Source organism: Paenibacillus sp. 1011MAR3C5 (assembly GCF_003591485.1).
In the GTDB taxonomy this organism is placed as follows: Bacteria; Bacillota; Bacilli; order Paenibacillales; family Paenibacillaceae; genus Pristimantibacillus.
The window spans coordinates 13,137-33,025 of record NZ_QZCF01000014.1 but is presented as its reverse complement, the minus strand read 5'-3'; the positions used below and the strand labels follow the sequence as shown (position 1 = coordinate 33,025).

Sequence of the window (19,889 nt, the reverse complement as noted above, 5' to 3'; positions counted from 1 at the left end):
CTATTCACTCCGGCGCTGCCTGACAACCTCATACATAAGCACACCCGCGGCAACGGACGCGTTCAAGGAGTTAAGCTGCCCCAGCATCGGAAGCTTCACGAGAAAATCGCATTTCTCTTTGATCAGACGGCCCATTCCCTTGCTTTCGTTGCCAATCACAATCGCCAGCGGCATATCGAATTTTGTTTTGAATACATCCTGCTTCGCGCTCACGTCTGTCCCTGCAACCCAGACACCCGCTTCCTTCAGCTTGTCGATCGTCTGTGCCAGGTTCGTCACCCGGGCAACCGGCACATGCTCAGCCGCCCCTGCCGATGTCTTCAGCACTGTCGCCGTCAGCCCTGCTGCCCTGCGCTTTGGAATAATGACGCCATGCACACCGGTGCATTCCGCCGTACGCAGGATCGAACCCAGATTATGCGGGTCTTCGATCTCATCAAGCAGGAGCAGGAACGGCGTCTCATCCTTGCTCTTCGCGATCTCAAGCAGCTCCTCTACTTCCACATAAGCAAAAGCCGCCGCTTGCGCGATGACGCCTTGATGCGCCACCCCTTGGGCCATGTTGTCGAGCTTGCGCTTGTCCACGAACTGGACGACGATGCCCTGCTTCTTGGCTTCGGCTGTGATGGATTGGGTTACGCTTTTTTGCGAGCCCTCGGCGATCCAGATCTTATTAATCTCGCGCCCGGAGCGCAGAGCCTCAAGTACCGGATGCTTGCCGGCAATAAGCTCATCCTGATTCACTTCTACGGACATAATTGCCCTCCTGTCATAGTACGTTCTTTGATGTATGCGAACCCTATCGCTGCAACAATGCGTTGCGGTCTAATGGGCCAAATGAATCATGGGTACCTTACCTATTAACCATCTTGCTGGTTCGTGCATCATTGCAAGTCAGTTTTGACAATTCAAGGACGAATTGGGCGTTTGGCGTTTGGTACGTGATAAGTCGGTTTGATCGACCTATCGCGCCACTCATCACACTTTCGACTCTTTTAAGTCGGTTTGATCGACTTATCGTATCACATCAGACACTTCAGGCTCTTTAAGTCGGTTTGATCGACTTATCGTATCACCTCAGGCACTCAGGCTCATTTAAGTCGGTTTAACCGACTTAACGATCACCAACAAGTACCCTCGACGCATCGTAGCCGTTGCGATCGACCTAAACTCCACGCCGCCAAACGCCATCCGTGCTCAATCCTAATACATGCTAACGCTAGTTCTAGACTACGCCCGCTCCGACAGAGCAATATGGAACAATTCTCCGAGCCGGTCCAGCCGCCCTTCAAAGTAGAGGTAACCTACCAGACATTCCAGCGCCGTCGCATAGCGATAATCTGCCGGATCCGCATTTTTTGGAGGAGCGCCTGACTTGGTGTTCCGTCCGCGGCGAACGATATCCGCTTCTTCTTCATCCAGATGGGGCTGCCAACGCTCCAGCAATTCCCGCTGGGCTTTAGCCGATACCAGTTTTGTTGCTTCTTTATGCAGATGATGCGACTTATTGTTCGGCAATGAAATCAAATATTGGCGTACCAGCAGCTCGAACACCGCGTCACCCATATAAGCCAGAACGACCGGATTCATAAGACCGGTCTTCACCAACGGCTTGTGCAATGCCAACGGGTTGAACGCTGCTAGCTCCAACTTAGCCTTGCTGCCTGAAGCCGACGGTACCGCATCTGTTGCAACCCGCTGTTCCTCTTCAACTCGATTCGGGATTGCGTTCAATTCCACGTCAGTATGCTCCAAACCGGAATCCCCATCGTTCACGGGTTGCTGTACGCCTGCTTCTTCATCCATGGGGCGCATCATTTGCGCCGCCAGCGGATGCCTTGGGGCGTATCCTCAAGCACGATGTTTTTCTCATTCAGCAAATCGCGGATTTCATCGGCGCGTGCCCAGTTTTTCGACTTGCGCGCTTCCGTTCTCTCCACAATTAGCCCTTCGATTTCTTCGTCCAACAAATTGTCATCAGACGCAACTGGCAGAAGCCCCAGCACATTGTCCATCTTGTCGAAGGCATCAATCAACAGCTTGATGCCTTCAATCGGCGCATGCTGTTCCTGCATATACACATTCGCCTCTGTTACCAGTTCGAACAAAGCCGTGATCGCATCCGGGGTACCGAAATCATCTTCCATCTTCGCATGGAACTGAGCCTGAATGCTCGCAAGCTTGGAGCCCAGTGCATCAAGCACATCCGTTGCCGCAGCGTCTTCGCCATCAGCAGCATCCAGCCTATGCTTCAAATTGGAGTAGCAATTGGCGATCCGCTCAATGCTGTTCTCCGCTTGGGCAATCGTATCATCGCTGAAATTCAGCGGGCTCCGGTAATGGGTAGCCAGCATGAAATAGCGAACCGCTTGCGGCTTCACCTTCTTCACAATCTCTTTGACCGTAATGCCGTTGCCCAGCGACTTCGACATTTTCTCGTTATTGATATGAACGAACCCGTTATGCATCCAATAGTTCGCAAACGGCTTGCCTGTCAGCGATTCCGATTGCGCCACTTCGCACTCGTGATGCGGGAACTGCAGATCATGTCCGCCGCCGTGAATGTCAAGCGTATCGCCCAGATATTTGCGAGCCATCGCCGAGCACTCGATATGCCAGCCTGGACGGCCTGGTCCCCATGGGCTATCCCATTTGATTTCACCCGGTTTGGCGCCTTTCCACAGCACGAAGTCGCCTTGATTCTCCTTGCGGTCGCCAAGCTCCACACGAATGCCGAACTGAAGCTCATCGATATTCTGATGCGACAGCTTGCCGTAATCCTCGAACGAAGCCGTCCGGAAGTAGATATCTCCTTCACTCGCATAAGCATAGCCTTTCTCCACCAGCCCGGCAATAAACGCAATGATTTCCGGAATATGTTCCGTTACGCGCGGATTAAGTGTCGCCTTGCGCACGCCCAGCGCCTCAATGTCCTCGTAGAACGCGCCAATGAACTTCTCCGCCACTTCAGGAACTGTTGTGCCCAGTTCGTCAGCCTTGCGGATGAGCTTGTCATCCACGTCTGTGAAGTTGACCACGTATTGCACCTCATGCCCGGTATCCTCCAAATATCGACGTACGACGTCAAAGAAGATGATGGGTCTTGCATTCCCGATATGAATATAGTCATAGACCGTTGGTCCGCACACATACATGTTGACCTTGCCCTGTTCGATTGGCTGAAAGCCCTCTTTCGAACGTGTGAGCGAATTATAGATGGAAACTGTCATGACTTGACTTCTCCTCCCGCTTTCGTAAACTTCATTTCATCGAGCTCGGATTTGAGCCCGTCTATTTCTTTTTGCATCGCCCGGAACATCTCGATCACCGGGTCAGGCAGCTGCGTATGGTCAAGTCGGTCGCCCACCCGTTCACCGTTGCGGCGAACCACACGCCCGGGATTGCCGACGACCGTGCAATTATCCGGCACTTCCCTTAGCACGACCGCGTTGGAGCCAATGCTGGAATTATCCCCTACTGTGAAAGAACCCAGCACCTTCGCCCCGGAACCGATAACCACATTATTGCCAATTGTAGGATGCCGCTTACCTTTTTCCTTCCCCGTTCCGCCGAGGGTTACCCCTTGGTAGATGACCACGTCGTCCCCGATCTCACAAGTTTCACCGATGACAACGCCCATTCCATGGTCGATGAACAAACGATTCCCGATTCTGGCGCCGGGATGAATCTCGATGCCGGTCATGAACCGGCTGACCTGGGAGATGACACGCGCAAGCGTGAACCATCTCCTTCTGTAAAGCGAATGAGCGATACGATGCGCCCATATGGCATGGACGCCCGAGTACGTAAAAATGACTTCAAACCGGCTGCGTGCGGCAGGGTCGTTTTCGAAAACCGTCTGCACGTCTGAGCGAAAATGGCGAAACATGGATGACCTCTCCCTTCAAAGCTGCCAAACCTATCCCTTGCTATCTCTCTACCGCAAAATAATAAAAAGCCCCTGCAGCATTAAGCTGCAGAGGCGTCGTCTCGCGGTTCCACTCTGCTTGAACAACACGATCGGCTTTCATAGCCGTCGGCTGCACATCTTCACGTCTTTAACGCAGACTTTACGTTGTCGCCTACCCTGCTATCCGTCGGTTGATACCGATTGAGACAGCAGCTCGGAACAAGGCTCCCAGGTGCATATTTCCGTTCAAGCGGACTAGACAACTTTCAGCCCCATTCCAATCTCGTAATGAGTGATTCGAATGACGGTTGTCCTCTCTGCGAATCCACAGCTAACGTACTTCTCCTGTTCATGGCCGATTCATCTTATTGATAGTCATAGTATACCGAATCGCAAAAAAAGTGCAAGCATTCCATTCAAAAGTTCATCACGGCGATCTTCCGCTTTATGTCTCTATCCTAGACGCGCTTTCAGTCTGGCAATGACTTTCGGCTCACCCAGCAAAGCAATGGATTGATTCAAATCCGGACCATGCGTCTGGCCTGTCAGAGCCGCGCGGATCGGCATGAACAATGCTTTCCCTTTGAAGCCCGATTCCTTTTGGACCGTCTTGATCATTTCTTTGATGCCGTCCGCTGTGAATGGTGCTGCTTTGGCCTCCAGCAGAGCCAGGAATTGACCCAGAACCGTCGGAACCTGTTCTTCCGATAGCACCGCAGCAGCCTCCTCTTCGTCCGCCACCGTCTCGCGGAAGAATAGTTCCGTTACCGGAACGATATCCGCCGCGAAGCGAAGCTTGTCCTGATGAAGCGCCACAAGCGCTGTCACCCATTCTCTCCCCACTGCATCCAGCGTATCTGGAATGCAGCCTGCTTGCTGCAGGTGAGGCAGACAGAGGTCAACGACGCGGGCCAGATCCGCTTTTTTCATATATTCGCCGTTCATCCAGCTAAGCTTCTGCGTATCGAATACAGCCGGGCTTTTGCTCAGACGATTGGAGTTGAATACAGCCACCAGCTCGTCGCGGGTGAACATCTCTTGCTCACCCTCCGGCGACCAGCCCAGCAGCGTTATGAAGTTGAACAGAGCTTCAGGCAAATAGCCAAGATCATCATACTGCTCAATGAACTGAATGATGGATTCGTCGCGCTTGCTCAGTTTTTTCTTATTTTCGTTCACGATCAGAGTCATATGCGCGAATACTGGAGGCTCCCAGCCGAACGCTTCATAGATCATGAGCTGACGAGGCGTGTTGGAGATATGGTCTTCTCCGCGCAGCACATGGCTGATTTTCATCAAATGATCGTCCAGCACCACGGCAAAGTTGTATGTCGGGATTCCGTCCTTCTTCACGATGACAAAGTCGCCCATCTCCGTTGTATCGAAACTGATTGAGCCTTTTACCATATCGTCAAAAGCATAGGTCTTGCCTTCCGGCACACGGAAGCGAATGCTGGCAACGCGGCCTTCCGATTCAAAAGCCTGCTGCTGCTCAGGCGTCAGGTTGCGATGCTTGCCGGAGTAACGCGGAGTTTCGCCGCGCTCAGTCTGCTCTTCGCGCTCCCGCTCCAGCTCTTCTTCCGTGCAGTAGCAACGGTAAGCGAGACCGCGGTCAAGCAGCTCCTTCCAGTATTGGCGATATATATCCAGACGTTCCGTCTGGCGGTATGGACCGTAGCCCCCGCCTATGTCGATGCTCTCATCCCAATCGATACCGAGCCACTTCAAGTAAGTCAGCTGGTTCTCTTCACCGCCGGCGACATTGCGCTTCACATCGGTATCCTCGATACGGATAATGAATTTGCCGCCTTGATTTCTGGCGAATAGATAGTTGAATAAGGCCGTTCTGGCGTTGCCGATATGCAAATGACCCGTTGGCGACGGGGCGTAACGAACGCGCACTTCTGCTGTCATCGTTTTTTTCCTCCTTAGGATGTAGCACGTTAACAATTTCTCTAGCTTATATTGTTGACTCATTCCAATGGTTCGGTTGCAAGATGAAATATGATAAGTTCGCCGTTTCTCTTGCTTTGAGCTGAACGTTTTTCAATCATACTACTCTACATTCACTACTGCCAATCTACTTTCTATAAGCTTGGTAGCGCTATAGCTGGCTATGTCGCAGATTCAGTCATTTAGGCGTTGTACACAACGCTATTTCGTTCCATTTAGCAGCAACTGGTCGATTAAACGTTTTTGGCAACACTAATCCGTCCTGCGGCATCATTTTCGCGATTTAGCTGTTTCTCACAACGCTATTTCGTTTCATTTAGCAGCAACTGGTCGGTTAAGCGTGCCACGCAACACTAATCCGTCCTGCGACGTCATTTTCGCGATTTAGCTGTTTCTCACAACGCTATTTCGCTCCATTTAGCAGCAACTGGTCGATTAAGCGTTTCTGGCAACACTAATCCGTCCTGCGACATCGTTTTCGCGATTTAAGCGTTTCTCGCAACGCTATTTCGCTCCATTTAGCAACATCGGCCATATAAGCGTGCCACACAACACTAATCCGTCCTGCGACGTCATTTTCGCGATTTAGCTGTTTCTCGCAACGCTGTTCATCTCCGCAATCAGATCGTCCGTATAGAGACGTTGCACTCTTCACTCGGGAGAATATCTGAGCGACGCAAGAGGTAGCCAAGGTCTACACCTTCAACAACAGTACAGCCGATTGAGCGGCGATGCCCTCTCCGCGACCTGCGAAGCCAAGCTGCTCGGTAGTTGTCGCTTTGACGTTAACCTGCGAGATATCGGCCTCCAATGCCTTGGCGATAATCTCCGCCATCTGCGGGATGTAAGGCAGCATCTTCGGACGCTGCGCGATAATCGTAGAGTCGATATTGCCAAGCTTATACCCGCGCTCCTTCACCAGCTCCCATACCCGCTCCAGCAGCTTCAGGCTGTCCGCATCCTTGAAGGCGTCATCCGTATCGGGAAAATGCTTGCCGATATCGCCAAGCCCGAGCGCTCCTAGAATCGCATCGGAGATCGCGTGCAGCAATACGTCCGCATCAGAATGGCCAAGCAGCCCTTTCTCATATGGAATGGTTACGCCTCCTATAATGCATGGACGGCCTTCCACCAATTGATGTACGTCAAATCCTTGTCCAATTCGAATCATGTCATACTTCCCCTCTCCATCCTTCGCTGCCCCAGCAAAAACTCCGCATACGGCAAATCGTCAGGCGTCGTAATCTTAATATTTGTGTAATCCCCCTCCGCTACGGTGACGGGAGCGCCCATTCGCTCCACGACCATAGCATCGTCGGTACCTAGAAACCCTGCTTCGGAAGCCTGCTTATGCGCTTCAAGCAGCAATACACGTCGAAAAGCCTGCGGGGTTTGTATCGCCCACAAGCTTCTGCGATCCGGTGTCGATACGATGACGCCGCTTTGGTCTACCTGCTTGATGGTGTCCTTTACCGGCACGGCAAGAACGGCTGCTCCGCCTTGAAGCGCAGTTCTGCAGCAGTTCTCCACCGCCGCCTCCGATACAAGCGGACGCACGCCGTCATGCACCATCACCCAGTCCGACGTGAGCTTCTCGAGACCGCGCAGAACGGAATGCTGCCTCTCCTGTCCTCCGCCAAGCACGGAGGTCACCTTGGAGAGTCCGTATTCGCGTACCCACGACTGGCATCGTTCGATATCATCGGCTCCAACAACTAAGGAAATTTCATTCACAAAGCTCAGCCGCTGGAACAGCTCCAGCGTATGAACTAGAATTGGCTTGTTCGCCAAATGCAAATATTGTTTGCTTTCATTTGTCCCCATGCGCGTGCCGCGTCCGGCCGCTACGATGACGACTCCCCACTTCTCTACCATGCTTCAACCCGCCTTGAACTGTTGTCAGGCGCAGACGGTTAAGCCATCTCTCACCCGGCATCCGTTCGATACGCGCTGCTGGATCAGCTCCCCGCGCACCTGCGCATACAATACAAGCTCATCCCGAGTACAATAGTACTATCATACCTCGTTACTGCGCTTTTTCCAACAGCTTCGGCTTGGCAAATATCATCCGGCCCGCAGACGTCTGCAGAACGCTCGTCACGAGCACCTCCATCGTCGTTCCGATGTAGTCACGGCCGCCTTCCACGACGATCATCGTGCCGTCATCCAGATATGCTACGCCCTGCCCGTGCTCCTTGCCATCCTTGATCACTTGAACGATAATTTCTTCACCCGGCAATACGACCGGCTTGACGGCATTGGCAAGGTCGTTAATGTTCAGAACGGAGACGCCCTGCAATTCGCACACTTTGTTCAAATTAAAATCATTGGTCACAACCTTGCCGCTGAGCGCCTTCGCCAGCTTCACAAGCTTGCTGTCCACCTCGCCGATCTCTTCGAAATCTCCTTCGTAGATCAGCACCTTCACATCGAGCTCCTTCTGAATCTTGTTCAGAATATCAAGGCCTCTGCGTCCGCGGTTGCGCTTGAGCAGATCAGAAGAATCTGCAATATGCTGCAGCTCTTCCAGTACGAATTCCGGTATGACAAGCGTTCCCTCGATAAAGCCTGTTTTGCAAATATCCGCAATCCGGCCATCAATAATGACACTTGTATCCAAAATTTTATGCTCCTCATACGTACCCGACTGATCCTGTACAGGTACCGCACGCCGGCTCTCTGCAAGCTGCTGGAATCCTTCAGCAATTTCTTCTTGCTTGGATAGACCGATTCGCAAGCCTAAGTAGCCGAATACTAGCGCCATAACCGCCGGGAGCAAGGCACCTACGCTCTCGAAGCTCGATACGGCTGGATAGAGCAGCACAGCAAGCAGCAAGCCGCACAGCAAGCCTCCCGCGCCGGCAAGCAGCTGTCTCAGCGGCATCTCGGACGTAAGCTCGACACCCTTCTGCATATACGAGATAGCCGGACGTGCTAGAATCGTTGCAGCGATTACGCCGAATAAGGCTCCTATCCCTACATTCATGTAATAAGTGCCGGATTGCTGCAGCATGCCGAATGAGGAGCTCGTCCACACGGTCGAACCGTTCACCCATTTGTACACCTCACTGCCAGCCATTCCGCCAAACAATAACCCGATTAACTGTATCATTCGTCTAACCATAATGGTTCACCTCCATTACAATTATGATCCAATCTTTCAATACCTAATCGTGGCAATAGGCAAAATGTTCAATATCTTATGTCTTGTGGAAAACAATGTCCCGGAGGTTTATAATAGGTAAAGAGATTACTTCTACTCAAGGTGGGTGAATGAGGTGGAATCCATGAATGCTCCAACACTGGATCAATTCCAGCAGCAAGTATCGGAGCTCCTGCTGCGGCATCGCAGCTTGCTGGACGTATTGTCCAAGCTGGGACAATCCGGCGCATCCGTTAACCGCGCGGTCACGAAAGCTGTAACAGACTGCGGCTGTATCGAATTGAATGCCCGCAAGCAGCAGTATTCCGACGAATTGAATTTGCAAGATGCGAAAGAAACGCTGGAGAGTCATTTGGCGGGTTCGCTGTGCGAACATTGCAACGAGGTGCTGAAGAGCGAGCTTGGGCGAAATTTATTTTACATGACCGCTCTGTGTAATCTGCTTCAGATCCAGCTCGACGAGGTAGTCGCCGACGAATACGACAAGTGCTCGACGCTTGGCCTATTCAATCTTACTTAGGCACTTCAAGAGAACCATAAGACATCGACATAATAAAAAGAACGTTCCCGTCCATGGAGGACTGCGGAACGTTCTTTTTCGTAAAGTTGCTGCCAGTCTAGGCCGGCTTTTCAGTATTAACCGATTCTTCGGTTGACTCCTGTGCCTTGTCGCGCTTACGGAACCGTTTCGGTAGACGACGGTCAACGTTTTTTTTTAGACCGTAGAGCGCATAAACCAAAAGCGGAATGAACAGGATTTTAGATAGCTGGCTCTCGAACAGCAGCCCCAGAATGACGGATACGACCACAATGATCGGAACCACCCATACGGCGCTGCGCGGAATGCCGACTTTCTTGAAATTTGGATATCGAATCGTGCTGACCATCAAGAGGGCCAGAACGAGTGTGCTCGTAAGCAAAACGGAAACCGGAATATCTTCTTTGAATAAAGCCAAAGTCGCCAATACGCCGCCAGCCGCAGGAATCGGAAGCCCGATGAAATAGCCAGCATTGCTCGTAATGACATTGAACCGCGCTAGTCTCAGCGCACCGCAGATCGGGAATAAGGCGGTTGCAGTCCATGCAAGCGCAGGACTAAGGTCCTGAAAAGCTACAACATACATAATAAAAGCCGGCGCCACGCCGAAAGAGATGACATCTGACAAGGAATCCAGCTCTTTGCCGAATTCGCTTTGGGCATTTAGCGCTCGCGCGACCCGTCCGTCCACGCCGTCAAGCAGCATGGCGATCAACACCATCATGGCGGCCAACGCAGGCTTCTCGTTGAATACCAAGATAATGGCGATGACGCCAAGAAATAAGTTGCCAACCGTGAGAAGGCTCGGTATCGATTTTGCGATCATCTATTCCACCTCTTCTCTACTATGCCCCAATTATAAGGCTGCACAGCCCTATAAAGTTTGGAACACATTCTATCAATTGTATGGGATTTAGATTTGCCTGTCAATAAACATCTGCTCCTGAATGCGGCGCAGTCCGTCCTTGATCGCCCGTGCCCGTACCTCTCCAATTCCGTCTACTTCATCCAGCTCCTCGATAGTTGCCATGAGAATATGAGGGAGCCGCTGGAAGCGTTCTACCAGATTATTCATAATAATAAACGGCAGTCTCGGAATTTTATTAAGCAATCTGTAGCCGCGAGGCGAAACCGATTCATCCGCCATATTGTTCGTATGCGGATAACCGATCAGACGCACGATCGGCGTAGCATCGAGAAGCTCCTCCGAGCTGAGCTTCTTCAGTCCATTGCGGATCTCGCGGATTTTCTCATCCGAGTTATCTTTCGCATAATCCTTCAATAAGAACCAGCCATCTTCTTCAACTCCGCCGACCAGTTCATCCATCTGCATGCTGATCAGACGGCCTTCTGTGCCAAGTTCGTTCACATAACGGTTAATCTCCATCTTAATGCGCAGCACCATCTCCACGCGCTGGATGACGTGGGCCACCTCTTGCAACGTAACGAGCTCCTCGAATTCCAGTGCAGACAGATTCGTGAAGGACTGTGTCAGGACCGCCTTGTATTTCTCCAGTGTCTGAATCGCCTGATTCGCCTTGGTCAGGATGACGCCCATATCCTTCAGTGAATAGCGCAGATTGCCCTGGTATAACGTAATAATATTACGACGCTGTGAGATGGACACGACCAGCTTGCCCGTCTGCTTCGCGACCCTCTCCGCCGTCCTGTGGCGAATCCCCGTCTCGATAGATGGAATCGAGCTGTTCGGAATGAGCTGGGTATTCGCATACAGAATACGTCTCATATCCTCGCTCATAATAATCGCGCCGTCCATCTTTGCAAGCTCGTATAGATAGTTGGACGAAAAATCGCAATTGATGGAGAAGCCGCCGTCGACGACTTCCATGACTTCTGGACTGTAGCCTACAACAATCAGAGCGCCTGTTTTTGCTCTAAGCACGTTTTCTAACCCTTCACGAAAAGGGGTGCCTGGCGCAACTAATTGCAAAAGCTGATTCATGACTTCCTGCTGTGTCGGTTCTTTCATCTGATGCCCCCCTATCCAAGCGCTGCCTTAAGTGCTTCCGCTACCGTTCCAACTCCGATAATTTCGATGCCATCCGGAGCTTTCCAGCCTTTCAGGCTTTTCTCCGGCATGATCACCCGCTTGAAGCCGAGCTTCTCGGCCTCCTTCACCCGTTGTTCCGCACGGGATACGGCTCTCACCTCGCCGGTCAGGCCTACTTCGCCGAAGATCACGTCATACGGCTTTGTCGGCGCATCCCGGAAGCTGGACGCCAGACTGACCGCCGCCGCGAGATCGACTGCCGGTTCATCAAGCTTGACGCCTCCCGCTACGTTCAGGTAAGCATCCTGGGTCTGAAGAAACATGCCGTTGCGCTTCTCCAGCACCGCAATAATCAATGCCATTCGATGATGATCGATACCAGTCGACATTCGCCTCGGCGAAGGGAAGTTCGTCGTTGCCACCAGCGCCTGCAGCTCCACCAGAACAGGACGCGTCCCTTCCATGCTCGCGACCACGGTGGAGCCGGATACGCCAAGCGGTCTCTCCGACAGAAAGAGCTCCGACGGATTCGACACTTCCCGCAGCCCTTCCTCTCCCATCTCGAAAATGCCAATTTCGTTCGTCGAGCCAAACCGGTTCTTGACCGCGCGCAGCAGACGATAGGTATGGTGACGCTCGCCCTCGAAGTATAAGACGCAGTCGACCATATGCTCCAGAAGCCTTGGTCCTGCAATGGCGCCTTCCTTCGTCACATGTCCCACCAGCACAGTCGCGATGCCCTTAATCTTGGCCACGCGCATGAAGTGGGCCGTACATTCACGCACCTGCGAGACACTGCCAGGAGCGGATTCCACTCTCGGGTCATAGACCGTCTGGATGGAGTCGATCACCAGGAAGTCAGGCTGAACCGATTCGATGGCATCGTTAACTTGCTCCATATTGGTCTCGCACAATACGTAAAGCGTTTCCGTAAGCGCGCCCAGCCGATCGGCACGCAGCTTCGTCTGCCGCACAGATTCCTCTCCAGATATGTAGAGAACCTTCAAGCCCTTTACTGCGAGCGCATGTGACGTCTGCAGCAGCAGCGTCGACTTGCCGATGCCTGGATCTCCGCCGACGAGAATAAGCGAGCCCGGCACAACCCCGCCCCCAAGCACACGGTTCAGCTCGACCATGCGCGTCTCGATCCGCGGTTCCTGCCCGCTCTCTATATGTATGATGGATTGAGGCTTTTCTTTCGTATGGATCGTCGATAAGCCGACACCTTTCGTCTTAACGACGGTCTCCTTCTCCTCCACCATTGTGTTCCAGGCTTGGCAGCCGGGACATTTTCCCAGCCATTTCGGTGATTCGGTGCCGCATTCGGTACATACGAACTTCAGTTTTATTTTGGCCATCCCGAACTCCTTCTAACAATTCTCATAATTTAAAGTTTATCATTATATTCCCATCCTATAAAGACACATTATTCACGAAAATAATTGGATCCTCTCTATTATAACCCCTCACCAACCCATTGCCATCATTATCGGTTAAATACCCCATTTCCATAAACTCTAACATACGCAAATTAGCCATCCCCATTAGCATGAACTCATGTAAAAAACAATAATGCAGCAGCAGTAGGAAGGACTACTCCCGAATTCGGCATGCCTTTATATATGAAGGAGCATAGTTTATATATAAAAAATCCCGACAGCCTGGGCTGTCGGGATTAGCTTCACTTTTATGATTTGGACGCCGACTCTTCTTGAGCAGGCTCCTTCTGTGTCTTATTGACAACAAGCGCCCCATCCTTCTCATCGATAACGAAGGAGTCGCCCTTCTGGATGAGGCCCATCAGCAAGTCTTCGGACAGACGGTCCTCGATATGCTTCTGGATCGCGCGGCGCAGCGGACGCGCGCCGTATTGCGGATCGTAGCCTTCCTTCGCGAGGAATGCCTTCGCCGTATCCGTGAGCGAGAAGTCCACTTCCTGCTCGCGCAGACGCTTGCGAAGCTCGTCGGACATCAAGGTTACGATCTGAGCGATATGCTCTTCGCCCAGCGAGTGGAAGACGATCGTCTCGTCGATCCGGTTAAGGAACTCCGGACGGAAGCTCTTCTTCAGCTCAGCCATGACTTTGTCTTTCATGACCGCAAAGTCGCGACCTGCATCCTGTACGGCTGTGAAGCCCAGGGACGAGTTCTTCTTGATCTGATCAGCGCCGACGTTCGACGTCATAATGATCAGCGTGTTGCGGAAGTCTACGACGCGGCCTTTGGAATCGGTCAGTCTGCCGTCCTCCAACACTTGCAGCAAAATATTGAATACTTCCGGATGCGCCTTCTCAATCTCATCAAGCAGCACGACGGAGTATGGCTTGCGGCGAACCTTCTCGGTCAGTTGGCCGCCTTCCTCGTAGCCGACATATCCCGGAGGAGCGCCGACGAGTCTGGACGTCGAATGTTTCTCCATGTATTCCGACATATCGATACGGATAACCGCATTCTCATCGCCGAACATCGCTTCTGCCAGCGCACGAGCCAGCTCAGTCTTACCTACCCCTGTCGGGCCAAGGAAGATGAAGGATCCAATTGGGCGCTTCGGATCTTTCAGACCCGCTCTGGCGCGTCTGATGGCACGGGATACAGACTTCACCGCTTCTTCTTGACCGATGACACGGTCGTGAAGAATGGATTCCATCTTGAGCAGCCGCTCTGTCTCCTCTTCTGCCAGCTTGCTAACCGGAATGCCGGTCCAGCTCGCTACAACCTGTGCGATATCCTCTGGCGTAACCTCGGAATCGGTACGTCCTTGCTTTTCTTTCCACTGGTTCTTCGTGACGTCTAGCTCTTCTCTGATCTTCTGTTCCGTATCACGAAGCGCTGCCGCTTTCTCGAACTCCTGGCTTTGAACCGCTGCGTCCTTCTCCTTGCGGATATCCTCCAGGCGATTCTCCAGCTGCTTCAGGTTAGGCGGAACCGTATACGAGTTCAGCCTTACCTTGGAGCTGGCTTCGTCGATGAGGTCAATCGCTTTGTCTGGCAAGAAGCGATCCGTAATATAACGGTCGGACAGCTTTACGGCTTGCTCGATGGAATCATCCGTAATTTTTACGCGATGATGCGCTTCATAACGATCGCGAAGACCGTGCAAGATTTGAATGGCTTCCTCAACGGATGGCTGATCTACCGTAATCGGTTGGAAGCGGCGCTCCAGTGCAGCATCCTTCTCGATATATTTGCGGTATTCATCCAGCGTTGTCGCACCGATGCACTGCAGCTCGCCGCGCGCAAGCGCCGGCTTCAGAATGTTGGAGGCGTCGATGGCGCCTTCCGCGCCGCCTGCGCCAATCAGCGTATGCAGCTCATCGATGAACAGAATGATGTTGCCTGCTTGGCGGATCTCATCCATGATTTTTTTGAGACGGTCCTCGAATTCGCCGCGGTACTTCGTACCGGCAACGACAGAACCCATATCCAGCGTCATAACGCGCTTGTCACGCAGCGTCTCCGGAATTTCGTTTGCGATAATCTTCTGGGCCAAACCTTCCGCAATCGCCGTTTTACCGACGCCAGGCTCACCGATGAGTACCGGGTTGTTTTTCGTCCGGCGGCTCAGCACCTGAATCACGCGCTCGATTTCTTTGCTGCGTCCGATAACCGGGTCGAGATTGCCTTCCTTCGCGTAAGCCGTCAAGTCTCTCGCGAGTCCGTCCAGCGTTGGCGTGCTTACATTCGCTTGCGAGCCATGATTGCTCGATACAGCTTCGCTGCTGCCCAACAATTGAAGCACTTGCTGGCGGGCTTTGTTCAAGCTGATACCAAGATTGTTCAGCACACGCGCCGCCACACCTTCACCTTCGCGAATAAGTCCGAGCAGAATATGTTCTGTGCCAACATAGGTATGACCGAGCTTTCTCGCTTCGTCCATCGACAGCTCGATGACCTTCTTCGCTCTTGGCGTGTAGGCGATATTGTTAGGCTGTTCTTGGCCGCGTCCGATGAGCGCTTCAACCTCATCCTGAATTTTCTCCAGTCCAAGGCCAAGCCCCGTCAGCGCCTTGGCTGCGATGCCTTCCCCTTCGCGAATCAGACCCAGCAAAATATGCTCTGTGCCTATATTGTTATGTCCAAGACGAACCGCTTCTTCTTGTGCCAATGCCAGTACCTTCTGCGCACGTTCCGTGAATCTTCCAAACATCATTGTTCTACACCCCCATGTTCATTTTTGCCGCTTAATTGACTTCGTATAAGCTCCGCTCTGCGGTAATCCCGCTGCTCGGCATTCATCTTTTCATTGAAAGCCTGCTGCAGAAAACCCGGTTGGGTCATTACAAGCAGCTCATTGAGGACCTGCGGCGTTACATCCTTCAGCAGACCAAGATCTGCTCCGAGCCTGACATCCGACAGACGCTGTGCAGCTTCCTTGGAATCCATGATCGCTGCATGGGATAGAATGCCGTACGATCTTCTCACCCGGTCCTCAATCCGTATGCGCGATTCTTCCAACAGCCGCTTCCGCGCCGCCCGCTCATGCTCGATAATTTGCTTCGCGACACCGTGCAGGTTCTCGATAATCTCGTCCTCCGACTGGCCTAACGTCGTCTGATTGGAGATCTGGAACAGATTGCCCAGCGCCTCGCTGCCTTCCCCATACAGCCCTCTAACCGCCAGCCCGACCTGCGTTACCGCCGTCAGGATCCGGTTAATATGCTGCGTCAATACTAATGCCGGCAGATGCATCATAACGGATGCCCGGATGCCCGTTCCGACATTGGTCGGACAAGTCGTAAGATATCCGCGCTTCTCATCGAATGCGTAATCTGCCGCTTCCTCGAATATATCGTCAATTCCGCTCGCCAACGTCCATGCCTCGCCGATCTGAAATCCGGGATACAAACATTGGATGCGCAAATGGTCTTCTTCGTTAATCATGATGCTCACCGCTTCGTCTTCACTAAGGATGACGGCGCCTCCTCGCGACTCATTAGCCAGATTTGGACTGATGAGATGCTTCTCGACGAGCACTCGCTTATCCAGCTCGCTAAGATCGGAGAGCAATATCGTATCGAAGCGGCCGTAAGGGTCCAACTGCCCGGATTGGCTTACTTCAGCAAGCTGATTCAGCACTTCCGTCGCTTGCTCGCTTGTCGCCAGCATCGGGAACGGCTGATGCCGCAAGTTGCGCGCAACACGCACTCTGCTGCTAATGACCACGTCAGAATCGGGACCAGCGCCCCTCATCCAATCGCTCAGCGCATCTTCTGAGAATCGATGCTTCGTCAACAGGCTCACTCCTTTACATCTTAGCTATGTCTACAGCTCCGCAATTTTTCGCTCCAGCTCGCGTATGCGATCCCGAAGCTCTGCCGCGTTCTCGAATTCCTCTTGTTCAATATAAGTCTGCATATCCTTCCTGAGCTGCTCAATCTCCCGCTTGCATTGAATTTGCCCCCCGGATCGCTTCGGAATCTTGCCGCTATGTGTCGTGCTGCTATGCACGCGCTTGAGCAGCGGATCAAGCCGATCGGCGAACGCGCTATAGCATGAGCTGCAGCCGAAGCGGCCAATCTTGCTGAACTGCGCATACGTCAGCCCGCATTCCTCACAGCGTACCGTCTGCGGCGCTGATTGCGGCGCTGTAGCGCTTGGGGAATTGAAGTCGAGTAACCCGGAGAGCAGACTATGAATAGAGAAGCTGTTCGGTGCGCCGGGAATGCCTTCGCCCTTCTCGCGGGCGCAGCTTTCGCAAATATGGAACTCCGTCTTCTCGCCATTCACAATTTTCGTAAAGTGAAGCGTAGCCGGCCTCTTGCCGCATTCTTGGCAGAACAAAACACGTCCCCCTTCCTATTTGACCAGTAGTGAAATAAGCATCGAACGCAGCAATCTTGCCCGCATCTCGTCGCGCATAGGCAGCATCAGGGCAATCGTATCGCGATGGATGGCTGCCCCCAGCAGATTGGCCTCTCGCTTCGTAATCAGTCCCGCTTCATGCAGCTGATAAATCAGCCCTTCCGCAGCGCTCTGATCAACACTATTCCCTACGGTCTGCTCAATGTGGTACTGGATCGTCTTCAGCGCCGGCAAATTTACGCGCTGAATTCGGATATAGCCTCCGCCCCCACGCTTGCTCTCAACCATGTATCCCTTCTCCAGCGTAAACCGGGTACTGATCACATAATTGATCTGTGAAGGCACGCATGAGAACTTATCCGCAAGCTCGTTGCGCTGAATCTCAACGGAGCTTTCGTCGCTGTCATCCAGCATATGCTTCAAATACTGTTCAATGAGATCGGAAATGTTACGCAAACCACCAACCTCCCTGATCTTGCGCCAAATGAAAGCCATTGACGAGGCAAGCTGCACCTCAACTGACTTTGACTTTCTTTGACTTTAACTTTATTATACGCAAAAATTACCGCAGGTCAATACAATGGAGTTTAAATTTTCTGAACATTTATACAGATGCAAAAATCGGCACATCGCTACTATCTAGCTTGATGCGCCGAAGCTTGGTTTATACCTGTATATAACGGCGATTGATGACATTCGTTGCATCAGCATCCCTTACTTGGACTGCACCTTCTCAATCTTGCGGGCTGTGGCCTGCGCCGGATAAGACTCGGCGACTCCTCCCTCAATCTCGACTCGCACATCATCGCCCACCTCAACGCCGGCCATATCCGTCTCATCGGTGACGGTCAACCAGATCGCTTGAGGTCGCAGCACCGTTAGAATTTCATCCACCGACTCCAGCTCCGGCTTTAATTCGAGCTCTGTCACATCCTTGCTCTGCACAACCAATAGCTGATCATTCTGAATTGCAATCACACGGCCTGATTGATAGTCCCAAGCCGCCTTCTCCTTAGAGTCGGACCCGCAGCCAGCAAGAGCAACGGCAGCCAGCAAAACCAAAGTCAAAACGGTCTTCACCTTCATGGACATCCCTCCTTGAAAGCTGCATATGCAGCTACCCCGGAATTACCCCCTTTGCTCCATTCAGAAACAAGGGTTGCTTTTCGTTTATGATTTGGGCAGCACAACAGGATTCAGAACCGGTGAAGAAAGAATAACCGACGTGTTCACATTGCCGAAGGGCATCAGCCGCTCCACCAGCAGACTAAGCTCATCCATCCCGGCAACGGCTGCCTTCAATATATAGCTTACCGTCCCTGTAACACGATGGCATTCCAAGATATCTTCGTCGTGCACGATACGCTTCTCGAACTCGTTGGGCGAGACCTTCAGCTCACTAATTTGAATAATAACTTGAATACTCCTCCCGAGTGCAGCTGGCGACACTCTGGCCGCGAAACCGGTAATAGCCCCCTTCTCTTGCAGACGAAGAAGCCTCTCCGACACGCTGGGCCGGCTCAGGGCCAGTTTTTTGGAAAGCTCGCTTACCGTCATGCGCCCATCTTCTTGCAGCAATTTCAAGAGCGTTCGGTCCAAATGGTCCATCTTTATAAGCCACCTTTCACTTTGCTTGTCATTCCCGAAAATAAGATTCAATGTTATCTATATTAACATGAAAATCATTCAGATGAACATATAACCTTATTTAATCCTGCTGTATTCTAATTTATATAACCTTATGCAGGTGGTGCATGCAAAATGTTGCTATTATCAGGCTGCAAAGTGAAGGCATCTGTGTGGAAATGGCTTCATATTGCAATAAGCTGCTTCGTTACAGCCGGCGGACTTCTCCTATTGAAGCATTCCGGTGTCGTCACAGGAGGGACAGCGGGGTTAGCCCTTAGCTTATCTCCCATACTGAACATTCCGTTCCATTACCTGTTCGCCTTACTCAACTTGCCATTCTTTGTTTTTTCGTACTTTTATATGGGCAAATCCTTTACGTTTACCACGATTATCGCTATTGCTATACTCACCGGACTTAGCTCGCTGGATAGCTTGCTGCCCGCATTCACAATCCCTGAACTGCCTGGCGCTATCATTGGCGGGGCCTTTATCGGGATCGGATTGATCGGATTATTCCGGAACGGCGCATCGCTAGGCGGGGCTACCATTCTGGCACTGTATCTGCACCGGAAGCATGGCATCAATCCCGGCAAAAGCAACTTCGCTTTTGACTTTATCGTCATCGCGTCCAGCCTCTTTGCCTACTCGCTTACAAACGGACTCATCTCTGTTCTATCGATCGCCGTCACCTCCACTGTCCTCGCATTGCTTAAGCGAAAGCTTGCAACCGTGAAGCCCGGAGAATCCAGAGCCATTCATCCTGCATCGGTTAATTAAACCTTACAAAATGCAAATGAAAAAGGAATCCCTACTTGAGTACATGCTTGAGGGATTCCTTTTTGTCCCGCCAAAACGAAAACGAAATACGATCTTTTTTTCATTC

19 protein-coding genes are annotated in these 19,889 nt (G+C 52.1%); 2 read left to right on the top strand and 17 right to left on the bottom strand.

The window, feature by feature from the left end; translation table 11 throughout:
• From rlmB to D3P07_RS25675, 8 genes are all read right to left on the bottom strand, one after another.
• Complete coding sequence (gene rlmB / locus D3P07_RS25710; protein WP_119803751.1) at nucleotides 1–756, bottom strand: 23S rRNA (guanosine(2251)-2'-O)-methyltransferase RlmB; 756 nt, start codon at nucleotides 754–756, stop codon at nucleotides 1–3.
• Between the two features lie 474 nt (nucleotides 757–1,230).
• Complete coding sequence (locus tag D3P07_RS27990; RefSeq protein ID WP_397334624.1) at nucleotides 1,231–1,806, bottom strand: Mini-ribonuclease 3; 576 nt, start codon at nucleotides 1,804–1,806, stop codon at nucleotides 1,231–1,233.
• A gap of 8 nt (nucleotides 1,807–1,814) precedes the next feature.
• Nucleotides 1,815–3,230, bottom strand: a complete 1,416-nt coding sequence (gene cysS, locus D3P07_RS25700; RefSeq protein ID WP_119803749.1) for a cysteine--tRNA ligase — start codon at nucleotides 3,228–3,230, stop codon at nucleotides 1,815–1,817.
• Nucleotides 3,227–3,889, bottom strand: coding sequence for a serine O-acetyltransferase (gene cysE / locus D3P07_RS25695; protein WP_119803747.1), 663 nt, complete (start codon nucleotides 3,887–3,889; stop codon nucleotides 3,227–3,229). Before cysE ends, cysS begins: the two co-directional genes overlap by 4 nt.
• A gap of 474 nt (nucleotides 3,890–4,363) precedes the next feature.
• Entirely contained in the window at nucleotides 4,364–5,824 is a 1,461-nt protein-coding gene (gene gltX, locus D3P07_RS25690; RefSeq protein WP_119803745.1) for a glutamate--tRNA ligase, read from the bottom strand.
• Between the two features lie 733 nt (nucleotides 5,825–6,557).
• The gene (gene ispF / locus D3P07_RS25685) at nucleotides 6,558–7,034 is read right to left on the bottom strand and encodes a 2-C-methyl-D-erythritol 2,4-cyclodiphosphate synthase (protein WP_119803743.1); all 477 of its coding nucleotides are present in this window, start codon (nucleotides 7,032–7,034) and stop codon (nucleotides 6,558–6,560) included.
• The gene (ispD, locus tag D3P07_RS25680; RefSeq protein WP_119803741.1) at nucleotides 7,031–7,738 is read right to left on the bottom strand and encodes a 2-C-methyl-D-erythritol 4-phosphate cytidylyltransferase; all 708 of its coding nucleotides are present in this window, start codon (nucleotides 7,736–7,738) and stop codon (nucleotides 7,031–7,033) included. The genes ispF and ispD overlap by 4 nt, the downstream gene beginning before the upstream one ends.
• A 151-nt stretch (nucleotides 7,739–7,889) precedes the next feature.
• A complete protein-coding gene (locus tag D3P07_RS25675; RefSeq protein WP_119803739.1) occupies nucleotides 7,890–8,987 on the bottom strand; it encodes a PIN/TRAM domain-containing protein in 1,098 nt (365 codons plus the stop codon).
• Between the two features lie 163 nt (nucleotides 8,988–9,150).
• Here D3P07_RS25675 and D3P07_RS25670 point away from each other — a divergent pair, with 163 nt between their 5' ends.
• The gene (locus D3P07_RS25670; protein ID WP_119803737.1) at nucleotides 9,151–9,546 is read left to right on the top strand and encodes a DUF1573 domain-containing protein; all 396 of its coding nucleotides are present in this window, start codon (nucleotides 9,151–9,153) and stop codon (nucleotides 9,544–9,546) included.
• A gap of 97 nt (nucleotides 9,547–9,643) precedes the next feature.
• On the opposite strand, the gene pssA is transcribed toward D3P07_RS25670, so the two are convergent.
• From pssA to D3P07_RS25625, 9 genes are all read right to left on the bottom strand, one after another.
• Nucleotides 9,644–10,390 carry a CDP-diacylglycerol--serine O-phosphatidyltransferase gene (gene pssA, locus D3P07_RS25665; RefSeq protein ID WP_119803735.1) on the bottom strand — a complete coding sequence of 249 codons (747 nt, stop codon included), beginning with the start codon at nucleotides 10,388–10,390 and terminating at the stop codon, nucleotides 9,644–9,646.
• Nucleotides 10,391–10,477: 87 nt separating this feature from the next.
• On the bottom strand, nucleotides 10,478–11,554 hold the full coding sequence (gene disA / locus D3P07_RS25660) for a DNA integrity scanning diadenylate cyclase DisA (protein ID WP_119803733.1): 1,077 nt from the start codon (nucleotides 11,552–11,554) through the stop codon (nucleotides 10,478–10,480).
• A gap of 11 nt (nucleotides 11,555–11,565) precedes the next feature.
• Nucleotides 11,566–12,933: a DNA repair protein RadA gene (radA, locus tag D3P07_RS25655; protein WP_119803731.1), complete on the bottom strand. Its 1,368-nt coding sequence runs from the start codon at nucleotides 12,931–12,933 to the stop codon at nucleotides 11,566–11,568.
• 329 nt (nucleotides 12,934–13,262) lie between these two features.
• Complete coding sequence (gene clpC, locus D3P07_RS25650) at nucleotides 13,263–15,725, bottom strand: ATP-dependent protease ATP-binding subunit ClpC (RefSeq protein ID WP_119803729.1); 2,463 nt, start codon at nucleotides 15,723–15,725, stop codon at nucleotides 13,263–13,265.
• Nucleotides 15,722–16,807 (bottom strand): protein-arginine kinase McsB, encoded by a 1,086-nt coding sequence (gene mcsB / locus D3P07_RS25645; protein WP_119803727.1) that lies wholly within the window; start codon nucleotides 16,805–16,807, stop codon nucleotides 15,722–15,724. The genes clpC and mcsB overlap by 4 nt, the downstream gene beginning before the upstream one ends.
• 30 nt (nucleotides 16,808–16,837) lie before the next feature.
• The gene (gene mcsA / locus D3P07_RS25640; RefSeq protein ID WP_119803725.1) at nucleotides 16,838–17,356 is read right to left on the bottom strand and encodes a protein-arginine kinase activator protein McsA; all 519 of its coding nucleotides are present in this window, start codon (nucleotides 17,354–17,356) and stop codon (nucleotides 16,838–16,840) included.
• 15 nt (nucleotides 17,357–17,371) lie between these two features.
• A complete protein-coding gene (locus D3P07_RS25635) occupies nucleotides 17,372–17,833 on the bottom strand; it encodes a CtsR family transcriptional regulator (RefSeq protein WP_119803723.1) in 462 nt (153 codons plus the stop codon).
• A 258-nt stretch (nucleotides 17,834–18,091) separates the two neighbouring features.
• A complete protein-coding gene (locus D3P07_RS25630; protein WP_182914515.1) occupies nucleotides 18,092–18,463 on the bottom strand; it encodes a DUF3221 domain-containing protein in 372 nt (123 codons plus the stop codon).
• An 84-nt stretch (nucleotides 18,464–18,547) separates the two neighbouring features.
• Nucleotides 18,548–18,985 carry an Lrp/AsnC family transcriptional regulator gene (locus tag D3P07_RS25625; protein WP_119803719.1) on the bottom strand — a complete coding sequence of 146 codons (438 nt, stop codon included), beginning with the start codon at nucleotides 18,983–18,985 and terminating at the stop codon, nucleotides 18,548–18,550.
• A gap of 153 nt (nucleotides 18,986–19,138) precedes the next feature.
• On the opposite strand from D3P07_RS25625, the gene D3P07_RS25620 reads away from it, so the two are divergent.
• Entirely contained in the window at nucleotides 19,139–19,783 is a 645-nt protein-coding gene (locus tag D3P07_RS25620; RefSeq protein ID WP_119803717.1) for a YitT family protein, read from the top strand.
• The last annotated feature ends 106 nt before the right edge of the window (nucleotides 19,784–19,889 follow it).